Source organism: Oceanobacillus kimchii X50, assembly GCF_000340475.1.
In the GTDB taxonomy this organism is placed as follows: Bacteria; Bacillota; Bacilli; order Bacillales; family Amphibacillaceae; genus Oceanobacillus; species Oceanobacillus kimchii.
On sequence record NZ_CM001792.1, the window covers coordinates 2,581,021 to 2,592,875 of the forward strand.

The following is an 11,855-nucleotide window of genomic DNA, read 5'->3' on the forward strand; positions in this document are numbered from 1 at the left end:
TTCCCCCTCTGCATGGATTCCTTAACCTTTTATTATACTTTTAAGAACTTACGAACACTCATTACGCTACCCCATACACCAATTACCGCACCAATTAGTAGTACCATTCCAGCTAGTTGCCAAGCAAATGGATTAAATGGTAGTAACTCAACAAATGGAATTGTTATAGCGTCATTAAAATTACTATATATATAATAGTAACCACTTAATATGACCGTGATTGGTATTACTGAACCAAGTATCCCAAGTAAAGCTCCCTCAATAAAGAAAGGCCAACGAATAAAGCTATTCTTAGCACCTACTAGTTTTTGAATACCGATTTCGGTACTACGTGCAATAATCGTGATTTTAATAGTATTTGAGATTAGGAAGATTGCAGTAAATACAAGAGCTATAATCAACCCTAATCCAATTGTTCTAGCATAATTATTAAACTCGAATAATTTTTGTATTACATCTTGTCCATAAAGAACATCATCTACATAGTTTAAAGATTTAATTTGAGAAGCAATTTGTTCTGTTTGTTCGGGATTTGTTGGATCAACATAGTATGTATGATGCAGTGGGTTATCTTGTTCAAACATCCCCCAAGCTTGGCCTTCTTCTCCCATACTATCCATCAACTTCGTTAGTTCATCATCTCTTGAGGAAAATTGAACTTTTTCAATACCTTCTATTTGTTCTAATTCTTCCCCTAACTCAACTATCTGTTCTTCATCCGCAGTACGGTCTATAATAGTACTAATTTGAACATCTTTTTCGATGTTGGTTGCCATTTGATTTAAATTTAACACTAGTGCTAAAAATACAGCTACAAGTATTAGCGTTGTGGTAACAGCTGCTACTGATGCAAAAGTCATCCAGCCATTTCTGAATATATTTTTTATTCCTTCACGAATATGTCTCATTAAAGTTCTAAACTTCATAGCCGTAATCACCTCGTTGCTCGTCTCTCGCAATGACACCATCCTCAAACGCAATAACTCGTTTTTTCTTCCTGTCTACGATATCTTTACTATGCGTCGCCATGATGATAGTAGTGCCTCTATCATTTATTTCTTCAAAGAGTTCCATAATTCCCCATGAAGTTTCGGGATCTAAATTACCTGTAGGTTCATCGGCAATAACAATTCTAGGTTTATTCACAATTGCTCTCGCTATAGAAACACGTTGTTGTTCTCCACCAGAGAGTTCTGACGGTATCATTCTAGCTTTATTCTTTAAACCTACCATTTCTAGAACATCCATAACCTGCTTTCGAATCACTTTAGGCGATTCTTCAATTACCTCCAATGCAAAAGCAACATTCTCATACGCAGTCAATTTTGGTAGTAATTTAAAATCTTGGAAAATTACTCCAATATCTCTTCGCAAAAAAGGAACATGCTTTTCTTTCAAATCACTTAAATCTTTTTCACCTATTATAATTTTCCCTTTGGAGGGTTTCTCTTCTCGATACATTAACTTAATAAATGTTGACTTACCTGCCCCACTGGGACCAACTATGTATACAAATTCACCTTGATCGATATTTATATTAATACCATTTAACGCAGTTACACCATTTTTGTATGTTTTATATATATCTTGCATTAATATCATTGGAATACTCACCTTTATCGTTTTTGTTAAGCAAAAGCTAGTTCATTTGTAACTAATAACTAGCAGAATACTAATTAATTATAACATTTATCTACAAAATTTTTAGGACAATAATATTACATTTTCATTTCAATTCGACATATTATGTAACAATTATACAAAAAAACAGACCACTTTCCCGATAATGATCGGTTGAATGATCTGAAATACCTATTACTTATATTTATAGTTATTGTTTATTGTTCAGAAAGCCAGTTTGTTAATTCTTCTAAGTTCTGACCTTCGACATTCATAGGCGGCATACTTCCCTTACCTTCTGTAACGATTTTAGCTATCTCATCTTGAGAATATTTCGAACCAACATCAACTAGAGCTGGGCCTCCTCTACCCGACAAATCATTTGCATGACAAGACGCACAATTATTCCGGTAGACTTCTTCACCAGGATCTAGATTCTCAGTAGCAGTATCATTATCTGCACTACCACATGCTCCTAAAGCAATTACAACTCCTAATAGCATTGTAACTAGCCACTTCTTCATATAACTCCCTCTTTTCAACAATTATGTATAGTTTCATTATAGCCTTTTTGTAATATAAAAAAACTAGTTAATTCTTATTAGAACACCTATACATATTGTTATATAAAGGTTTTATGGAATTTATGGCAAATTTATGAAAAAGATTGGATAACTTAAAGCGCGTGTGTATAAAAAATTTTTAAGAGAATGAATAGGTTTTGAAAACCGGCTTCAGAAATACTCTCCGCTTGCCCTAAGGCGGCTGGTGAGCCTTCGTATGTTCCGCATTCGGGGTCTCACCTATTCCTTGCTTCCACAGAAGTCCCCGTATATTTCTTACGCTTATTTTAGAGCATCCGGCCTTCGACAAAAACTTTTTTCTCAATTGTTTTCCTAAAAACCTCCGTTTAACTTTAATCCATTTGCGAACGTAGATAAGCATCAATGAAAGGAGTTATATCTCCATCCATAACAGCTTGTGTATTACCAGTCTCTGTATCTGTTCGATGGTCTTTAACCATAGAATACGGGTGGAATACATACGATCTAATTTGACTTCCCCAGCCAATCTCTTTTTGTTCTCCACGTATATCGTCTAATTCTTGTCTTTGCTTTTCTACTTCTAATTGATATAGTTTTGATTTTAACATTTTCATTGCTGCTTCTCTGTTTTTTATTTGAGAACGTTCATTTTGACACGTAACAATGATGTTTGTTGGTAAGTGGGTAATTCGAACAGCAGAATCAGTAGTATTGACATGCTGCCCACCAGCACCACTTGCACGATACGTATCCACTTTAATATCCTCTGTTCTAATATCTACATCGACATCGTCTGACATTTCTGGAGTAATGTCACATGAAACAAATGAAGTATGTCTTCTACCAGAAGAATCAAATGGTGAGATACGTACGAGACGGTGTACTCCTTTTTCAGCTTTTAAATATCCATATGCATTATGGCCTTTAATTAGTAGCGTTACACTCTTTAGACCAGCTTCATCGCCTGGTAAATAATCTAAAGTCTCCACCTTAAAACTACGTTCTTCCGCCCAGCGCTGATACATTCTAAGTAACATACTAGCCCAATCCTGAGATTCTGTACCTCCTGCACCTGGGTGCAATTCCAGAATAGCATTATTCGCGTCATATGGTTCACTTAATAATAGCTGTAACTCAAATTGATTTATATCTTTTATAAACTGTTGAAGTTCAGCATGTAGATCTTCAAATAGTTCTTGGTCGTTCTCTTCTTTTACTAACTCATAAGATACTTCAAGATTTTCGAGATTTTCTTCAATTTCTTCAAATCCATTTACATATTCTTTTAGACCATTTGTCTCTTGTATCACACTTTGGGCTTTATTTTGGTCATCCCAGAAAGAAGGATCTGCCATTTCTGCCTCTAATTCAGCAATCCTGGCCTTTTTCACATCTAGGTCAAAGAGACCCCCTAAAATCTTCAACGCGTGAAGCTATTTTATTCAACTCTTGTCTTATCTCTGTTAATTCCACTTATATCTCTCCTTAAACATTATAATCATAGAATAGCCTCCTAGTGCATTTTTGATTACACCGGAGGCTTTACAGTTATATTTTAGGTCATCTTTATTGACCGTGGCAATTTTTATACTTTTTACCACTACCACAAGGGCAAGGATCGTTTCTTTTTACCGTGTTGGATTTTACAATCGGTTTTTTCGATTTTTTCTTACCACTATCTTCTCCACCAGAAACTGCTTGTGTATTTTTCACAACTTCTTGCCTTTGTAAGTTTTCACGAATCTGTGCCTTCATAATGTACTTAGCAACTTCATCTTCAATGTTTGCTACCATTTCTTCAAACATCGAGAAACCTTCCATCTGATACTCACGTAAAGGATCATTTTGTCCATAAGCTCGTAAATGAATACCTTGTCTTAGTTGATCCATTTGATCAATATGGTCCATCCACTTGGAATCTACAGTACGTAACAGAATAACTTTTTCAAATTCACGGAATTGTTCTGGTGTTAATTCCTCCTCTTTAGCATCATATCTCTCTTTTACCTTTGTCATAAGGAGTTCTGTAATTTCACTTGCTTCTTTATCTTTTAGATTATCCACATGAATGGTATCTGGATCAAATAAGTTACCATTGGAATATTCAACAATCGCTTCTAGATTCCAATTTTCTTCATCATTGTCTTGTGTATGCGTATCTACCACACGTTCAATCGATGATTGAATCATATTTTCAATGATCTCTCTTAGGTCGCTATCAGCATCAATAACTTCAAATCGTTGTTTATAAATAATCTCACGTTGTTCACGTAATACGTCATCATACGAAAGAATCGTTTTACGAGCATCGAAGTTATTTCCTTCTACTCGTTTTTGAGCTGATTCCACCGCTCTTGAAACCATTTTACTTTCGATTGGTTGAGAGTCATCCATTCCCAGACGTTCCATCATTGATTTTAAATTATCTGAGCCAAATCGACGCATTAATTCATCTTCCATGGAAAGGAAAAATTGAGATATACCTGGGTCACCTTGTCGACCGGAACGTCCACGAAGCTGATTATCGATTCGTCGAGATTCATGTCGTTCTGTACCGATAACGGCTAAACCTCCCAAATCTTTAACACCTTCACCTAGTTTAATATCTGTACCACGTCCAGCCATGTTGGTAGCAATCGTTACTGCCCCTCTTTGACCAGCATGTTCAATGATATCTGCTTCTCTAAAGTGGTTTTTCGCATTAAGCACCTCATGCTTTACTCCTGCACGTTTTAACATCTTAGAGATTAACTCAGAGGTTTCTACTGCAACAGTACCTACTAGTACTGGTTGTCCATTTTCATAGCGTTCTTTAATATTTTCCACAACAGCCCGGAACTTACCTTCCATAGACTTATAAATCAAATCTGCTTTATCGTCACGAGCAATAGGTACATTAGTAGGAATTGCGATAACATCCATATTATAGATATTCCTAAACTCTTCTTCTTCTGTTTTAGCAGTACCAGTCATACCTGATAATTTATTGTACATACGGAAGTAGTTTTGGAAAGTAATTGATGCTAATGTCATACTTTCATTTTGAATTTGCAATCCTTCTTTTGCTTCTATTGCTTGATGTAGTCCATCACTATAACGACGACCTTTCATTTTTCTTCCTGTGAACTGGTCAATAATTACCACTTCACCTTCTTCAACCATATAATCAGTATCACGATGCATCGAGACATGTGCTTTCATCGCTTGATTTATATGATGTGTCAAAGAAACATGATCTAGATCAAATAAATTCTCAATTGAAAAGTATTTTTCAGCCTTATTTATACCTTCCTCTGTTAGCTGAACTCCTTTTGTTTTCTCGTCATAGGTATAATCATTTTCTTTATTTAATGTTCTTACAAATCCATCTGCCTGCTGATAGAGTGCTGCTGATTTTTTCGCGGAACCAGAAATAATCAATGGTGTACGAGCCTCATCAATGAGAATAGAATCCACCTCATCAATAATTGCATAGTTTAAAGGTCTCTGCACCATTTGCTCTTTATATAAGACCATATTATCACGCAAATAATCAAAGCCAAATTCATTATTTGTTCCGTAAGTGATATCTGCTTGATAAGCTTCTCGTTTGTCATCTTTTGAAAGGCCATTATGATTTAACCCTACTGTTATACCAAGAAAATCAAATAATTTCCCATTCTCTTTCGCATCACGTTCTGCTAAATAATCATTAACAGTGATAATGTGAACACCCTCATCTGTTAATGCATTCAAGTATGCAGGCATCGTGGAAGCAAGTGTTTTACCTTCCCCTGTTTTCATTTCAGAAATATTTCCCTCATGAAGGGCAATTGCACCTACCAACTGTGTACGGAAAGGGCGCATTCCAAGCACACGCTTAGAAGCTTCTCTAACTACTGCATAAGCTTCCGCTAATAAGTCATTCAGAGATTCCCCGTTTTTATAACGAATTTTAAACTCCTCTGTTTTATTTTTAAAATCTATATCCTCGAGCTTTTCCATCTCAGGTTCTAGCTGTTCAATTAAATCTACTTGTTTTTCTAATCGTTTTAATTCTTTTTGGTTACCATCACCAAATATTTTGGTTAAAATGCCTGCCATATCTAACGCTCCTCAATAATTTCAATCATTGAATTTTCTATATGATACCATTATTATCATAACACTTTATAAACTGATGTGACAACTAAGCAAGTAGTTAAATAGTACGTAAATGATATTATGCATAAAAAAATAGAGCGATAGGATTCTATCAACTCTATAAAAGAGGAAAGTATTGCGAGGTAGTTGAAAAGGGGAACCAATTTTAAGTAGGAAGTTTCTCTTTTTCATGAGGGGAGATTTCGGAAACTTTTTTGTTTGTAGTGGCAATGATTCGAAGTAATTGAATAACTTTTTCTTCTTGTTTATCTAGTCGTTGAGCTAATTCATGAAGTAATTGGCGTTCATTTTCACTCAACTTCTCACCCCCTTTCAACGTTTAGCTCATTTATATCATGTATCTAGTTTGTTTCCAAACTGGTATTTTTCTATTTAATATATTAGAAATGGAATGAACTGGCCATAAGTATGTAAAAACACTACTTGATTAATTTCAAATATTGGATTCCTATAAAATTCTACCTTTAAAACCGTATTTTCATTTTTTATTCGACATTTTTTGACAAAGTGTTCTCGTATAATTACATACAAAATGAGCTTGGGACAAAATAAATACTTTGTCCCAAGCTCATTATTATCTATATAATTAAAAGTTTTAAACATGTGGTTCTATTAAACCATATTTTCCATCTCTTCGTTTGTAAACTACATTTGTTTCACCAGAATCATCATTTGTAAATACGAAGAACTCATGTCCTAACATATCCATCTGTAAGATAGCCTCTTCGGAATCCATCGGTTTTAAATTAAATCTTTTTGTACGTACTATTTCTAATTGATTTTCATCTTCTTCACCTTCAGCTAATCTAGCTTCTTTTTCCATTTCTGCAAAAGCATGTTTAGGAGAACCATTTTGTCTGAACTTACGATTTATTTTTGTTTTATGCTTACGAATTTGTCTTTCTAACTTATCAACGACTAAATCCACTGCGGCATAGAGATCAACATGCTGTACCTCTCCACGGAGGAGCAAATTGGTCATTGGAATCGTAACTTCGATTCGTTGCTCATCATTGTAGACACTTAAATTGACATGTACATCCGTATTTGGAGCTGAATCAAAATATCTCTCTAGCTTGCTAATCTTTTTCTCAACATATTCTTTGATTGCTCCAGTAACTTCAATATTTTCGCCTCGAATATTAAACTTCATACAAGTGTCCTCCTTTTGTACTTTATATATTTATTATATCACTATATCACAAACATCTCTTCTCTAAACTTGTATTTCATCACAAAATCGCAAATTACTGGTTTATGATTGTAAATAATTATGATATTAAAAATACAACACACAAGATAAAAGAATGCCAATTAACTCTATTTTTATTCGAGACGGTTAATATTTATGATAGTAAAATATTGTCGGATTTAATTATGAATAGTAAATTACTTCTGTCCCTGCTAAAAAGCGTCCTTTTGCAATGGTAATCAAAGACCAGCAATACTCGGTTTTTATACAGGATATATTATTATGAAATTTTTCATTATAGCTATGCTTCACCGCTACCGCTATAAGATTATTTTTTATTATCCATAAAATATCCATCGCTGGATTGTACATGTTGATAAGGGTTCGTATAGGAGTGATTCGATTTCTTTTTCTTCTTCATTAGTTTTAATTCTACTTTAATTTGATCAAATATTACATTCATTTTAATTTCAATTTGCTGATTAAGTTTAACAACTTCAGCACCTAAAGTTTCCTCTTTAATACTATATGGTTCAGTTAAATCTTGTAGTAATTGACCACGTTCTTCTATTTTCTGTTGCAACATTTCAATAACTTGTTCACGATTCTTAACTGTTATTTCTTCATCCAACAATAGTTGCATACTTTTTGTTATATTAAAAATTGGCTCCACACGATTCATTATACAGAAGCACCTTCATTATATTGCTGTTGGCGATTTTTAATTATCACTTGCTTCCATGTATCACGAAATTCAGTAACAAACCCTAGGACTTCGTCTAATTTAGAAGTATCATTATGAACATTAGCTTCTTTTAATTGGTACTGCATATATTCATACAAAGGAAGAATTTGTTTTGAAATAGCAATTTTCGAATCTAAAGTAATCATCAACTCATGAATAATATCTTGCGCTTTCTGGATGTTCTTATTTTTACCTGCGAAGTTATCTGCTTGTATATCCTTTTTCGCCTGCTTAATAAATTTCATACACCCATTATAAAGCATTAAAGTTAGCTCTCCGCTTGATGCTGTATTCACTGAATTATTTTGATAGGTTTGATATGCTTTGTTCGCTACCATAAGCCTCTCCTCCTTATCTATCCTTGTGCCATTCCAGAACCAAAGTTAGACATTAACATAGACGACTGCTGATTCATCATGGAAATTGCTCTTTCCATCTCGGAGAATTGTCTCCAGTATCTTGCTTCTGTTAGCTCTAGACGACGCTCAAAATTTGTTATTCTACTATCAATATCTTTCATACGCTTACCTAAAGTATAGTTATCCAAAGATGTATCGGTTGCTTTACCTGCACGCTGACTGATTTGTGCCATGGTGGTATCTACAGCATCTTCTAAACGATTAATTAATCCTCTATCTTCTCCATCACTACTGTTAGAAAATAGCTTTTGCACACTTTCAGGATCTTCTGTAAGTGATTCTCTTAATTTAGATTCATCGACAACTAACTTACCACCGTCCAAATAATTGTTTGAGGTAGTAATACCAATTTCGGTTAAACTTGAAAATGCTCCCTCACCATTTACAGAGCTATACCAACTCTGTCGCATATTATACAATCCGTTAGTTAACGAAGATTCCCCTTTGAGAAGCCCACTTTTGGCTTTTTCTTCCCATAGTTCAATTTCTCTTTCTGTCATTTCTTTTTTCTGTTCTTCTGTTAAAGGAGGAAAATCACGATATTTTTCTTCCTGTTGAGAACCATTTATTGTTTCAACAATTTCATTGTATTTATCAACAAATTTCATGATATTTTCAACAGAAGCATCCACATCATTATTGACGGTTAAGGTTGCATTACCATCAGTTGTATCATAGAACTGAAATGTCACTCCATTTAAGGAATATTGATTATCGCGAGATTCAGTTTCATACGCATTATTGTACGTAAATTTTGCATTTTCTCCGCCTTTTTCCTCACTCATGGAAAGATGTAAACTATCCGTAAGAAAACTATCGGTAAAGACAATCTCATTATCTATACCATTTTCCGCTTTCGTATTGTATTTACCTGTACGTGTTGTCTCCATAATGACTTTATTCGCATTTTCATCAAATGTCATTCGGACCGGACTATCTTTGTCATCATTAATTTTTTTAAATAGATCACTTAATTTATCGCCTTCATTAATTTGATACGTATGCGTTTGAGCATTTCCTTCTTTATCAAAAGTAGTAAATACTACATCTTCTGTAATTCCTTGTTCATGTAACGTTTGATCTTGATTTAATGTTAATTCATTCTCACTTACGTTAATCGCCGACGTAGCTAATTGACTTACATTTATCGAATACGTTCCATTAGATGCCCCTGCGTTTGCAGTAGCTTTCACCGCATCACTTTGCGTAGAGGAAATCATTTTGGAATTATACGTAGAACTCAATTTCATATCGAGCATCATATTATCTAATTCGGATAATAGTTTATTTACATCACGAAATGCATCACGTTGCCATTCAAGTTTTGTTTTATCCTGTTCTAATTTATTTAAAGGTATTCTTTCTGCTTGCATTAGATCTTTAATAATCGATTCTGTATCAATTCCACTGGCTAATCCGCCAATTCGCATACCATCACATCCTTAGATTTTTTCGTCAATTAAGAATCCCATAAATTCTGCTAACTCTGCGTACATATCTAGCATTTTCTTTGGAGGTATTTCCTTAATAATCTCACTTGTTTCTGAATCTACTACTGTTACATAGTATCGTTCTAACTTTTCATGCATCTCAAATTTGAGATTTCTTCTTATTGGTTTTAACAGTTCATTCATCTGATCTACTGCAACTTCTAAATCTACTTTGTTTACAAGTTTTTCGGCATATCCACCCTGTATTTGATGACTGTTTTCGTTTGTTATACTTTTTGTTTGGGATAATGCAACTTCTTTCGTTGGTATACCAACAACAGCTGGTTTACTAGTTCCAATATTATTCACTGTCATTGTAGTTACACTCCTCATTGATTTATTTATATATCGGTCAATTTAGGTTTTGTTTTAAGATGCATTTATGGTTTATTACTTTTATCTTTCTGACCATTAATAAAAATCTATCTTAAACATTCGTTTAACTATGAAGTTGAATCACTTTTTAAAAACTGAAGTAAATTTCTATCTAACTTGGCAGCTTCATTGTTTTGATTCGTAATGTCCACATATATTTCTTTTCGATAAATATCTACAGACTTTGGAGCACGGATTCCTAATTTTACTTGGTCTCCTTCAATCGCAATGACTTCAATTTCTATATCTTCCCCAATTTGAATAGCTTCACTTTGTTTTCGCGATAATACAAGCATCATTCTCCCTCCTTTAATGGAGGTATATGTATAGGTGCTTGTGATGAATAATCTTCAGAATTTATTACATATTGCTTCGCTAATTGTCTCTCCATATTTATTACAATCGGCGCCTTTAAGTTAATCGTACTTTTTTGAAATGGATCTTTTAATGTCATAATCGTAAAGACAGCAACATCTTCTTGTGATGTGATTTGTAAAGATTCAATCGTATAATCATCCAGTTCGAATGTATAAGAAGTATAGATTTGATATGGATCGGTAATTACAAAAGCAAGGTTCGGATTATGTATGGATTGTAAAATATGGAATAATTGATTTTCTGGAATTTCTAATACGACAAACTCTCTTTCTTCTGCAAATCCTGGTAATCCTGCTTGAAATTGGAGTATTTTTTCTTCATCAATAACAATATTCCCTAAATAACTAGACTCAATTTGCATGATATATCACCTCTTAATTTTCTAGGCTTCTAGCCAAATGTCTAATTCTGGTTGCTGTTTTAAAGAAATCTCCACATCACCCGGTTGGTAGGAAATTTGTGGTTGATTCACCTTTGCGCGTATAATGGGTTCATTTCTTATAACGGTTATATCTATTTCTGACGGTTGATAATTTGTCTGTACAGCAAAAGTAGAAGGAATAAACATAATCCCTAATGACTTGTAGTGCTCGTACGCATTCGCAATACTTTGTTGTTGAATTGGATTCGATTGATGTTCGATTTTCATTAATTGATTTCCTTGCCGGGCTCTTCTAGCAATTCCGTTCATCACTTCTTGTTTACCTTGCGCAGCTATTTTTTCCGTCCGACGCAATATCCCCATTAGATTCATATCTTCCCAAGCTTTTGATTGATCAATAGTCAGTTTGCTTGGTTTTGTTTGAATTTTTAATTCTGCTTGAGGTTGTTGTATCGTTAAATCTGCTTGGCGTTGTGAAATAAATTGCTTTGCATTATTTGTATTTATTGCAATTTGTCCTAGTTGAGAACGCATCTGCAATTGTGGAATTTGCATGTAGTTCACCC

The 11,855-nt window shown here is 34.1% G+C and carries 14 protein-coding genes; all 14 read right to left on the reverse strand.

Annotated features, from left to right (window positions below; translation table 11 throughout):
• Positions 1–32: 32 nt before the first annotated feature.
• The 14 genes from ftsX to C794_RS13600 all read right to left on the reverse strand — a co-directional run bounded on the left by ftsX (position 33) and on the right by C794_RS13600 (position 11,844).
• Positions 33–926 (reverse strand): permease-like cell division protein FtsX, encoded by an 894-nt coding sequence (gene ftsX / locus C794_RS13530; protein ID WP_017797681.1) that lies wholly within the window; start codon positions 924–926, stop codon positions 33–35.
• A complete protein-coding gene (gene ftsE / locus C794_RS13535; protein ID WP_017797682.1) occupies positions 916–1,602 on the reverse strand; it encodes a cell division ATP-binding protein FtsE in 687 nt (228 codons plus the stop codon). Before ftsE ends, ftsX begins: the two co-directional genes overlap by 11 nt.
• Positions 1,603–1,838: 236 nt before the next feature.
• Positions 1,839–2,144, reverse strand: coding sequence for a c-type cytochrome (locus C794_RS13540; RefSeq protein ID WP_017797683.1), 306 nt, complete (start codon positions 2,142–2,144; stop codon positions 1,839–1,841).
• 392 nt (positions 2,145–2,536) lie between these two features.
• Positions 2,537–3,638 (reverse strand): peptide chain release factor 2 gene (gene prfB, locus C794_RS13545; protein ID WP_154648751.1). Its coding sequence is split into 2 segments (ribosomal slippage): positions 2,537–3,565 and positions 3,567–3,638, totalling 1,101 coding nucleotides; the frame shifts between segments, so codons are not numbered across the junction.
• 93 nt (positions 3,639–3,731) lie between these two features.
• The gene (gene secA, locus C794_RS13550) at positions 3,732–6,248 is read right to left on the reverse strand and encodes a preprotein translocase subunit SecA (protein WP_017797685.1); all 2,517 of its coding nucleotides are present in this window, start codon (positions 6,246–6,248) and stop codon (positions 3,732–3,734) included.
• A 205-nt stretch (positions 6,249–6,453) separates the two neighbouring features.
• Entirely contained in the window at positions 6,454–6,606 is a 153-nt protein-coding gene (locus C794_RS20865) for a hypothetical protein (protein WP_017797686.1), read from the reverse strand.
• A gap of 297 nt (positions 6,607–6,903) precedes the next feature.
• Positions 6,904–7,461: a ribosome hibernation-promoting factor, HPF/YfiA family gene (gene hpf / locus C794_RS13565; protein WP_017797688.1), complete on the reverse strand. Its 558-nt coding sequence runs from the start codon at positions 7,459–7,461 to the stop codon at positions 6,904–6,906.
• 367 nt (positions 7,462–7,828) lie between these two features.
• A complete protein-coding gene (fliT, locus tag C794_RS13570) occupies positions 7,829–8,182 on the reverse strand; it encodes a flagellar protein FliT (RefSeq protein WP_017797689.1) in 354 nt (117 codons plus the stop codon).
• Positions 8,182–8,583: a flagellar export chaperone FliS gene (gene fliS, locus C794_RS13575; protein WP_017797690.1), complete on the reverse strand. Its 402-nt coding sequence runs from the start codon at positions 8,581–8,583 to the stop codon at positions 8,182–8,184. Before fliS ends, fliT begins: the two co-directional genes overlap by 1 nt.
• 17 nt (positions 8,584–8,600) lie before the next feature.
• Positions 8,601–10,094 carry a flagellar hook-associated protein 2 gene (locus tag C794_RS13580; RefSeq protein WP_017797691.1) on the reverse strand — a complete coding sequence of 498 codons (1,494 nt, stop codon included), beginning with the start codon at positions 10,092–10,094 and terminating at the stop codon, positions 8,601–8,603.
• A 12-nt stretch (positions 10,095–10,106) separates the two neighbouring features.
• Positions 10,107–10,469, reverse strand: coding sequence for a flagellar protein FlaG (gene flaG / locus C794_RS13585; RefSeq protein WP_017797692.1), 363 nt, complete (start codon positions 10,467–10,469; stop codon positions 10,107–10,109).
• Positions 10,470–10,597: 128 nt separating this feature from the next.
• Positions 10,598–10,825, reverse strand: a complete 228-nt coding sequence (csrA, locus tag C794_RS13590; RefSeq protein ID WP_017797693.1) for a carbon storage regulator CsrA — start codon at positions 10,823–10,825, stop codon at positions 10,598–10,600.
• A complete protein-coding gene (fliW, locus tag C794_RS13595) occupies positions 10,825–11,268 on the reverse strand; it encodes a flagellar assembly protein FliW (RefSeq protein WP_017797694.1) in 444 nt (147 codons plus the stop codon). The genes csrA and fliW overlap by 1 nt, the downstream gene beginning before the upstream one ends.
• A gap of 21 nt (positions 11,269–11,289) precedes the next feature.
• Positions 11,290–11,844, reverse strand: coding sequence for a DUF6470 family protein (locus C794_RS13600; RefSeq protein WP_017797695.1), 555 nt, complete (start codon positions 11,842–11,844; stop codon positions 11,290–11,292).
• Positions 11,845–11,855: the final 11 nt, after the last annotated feature.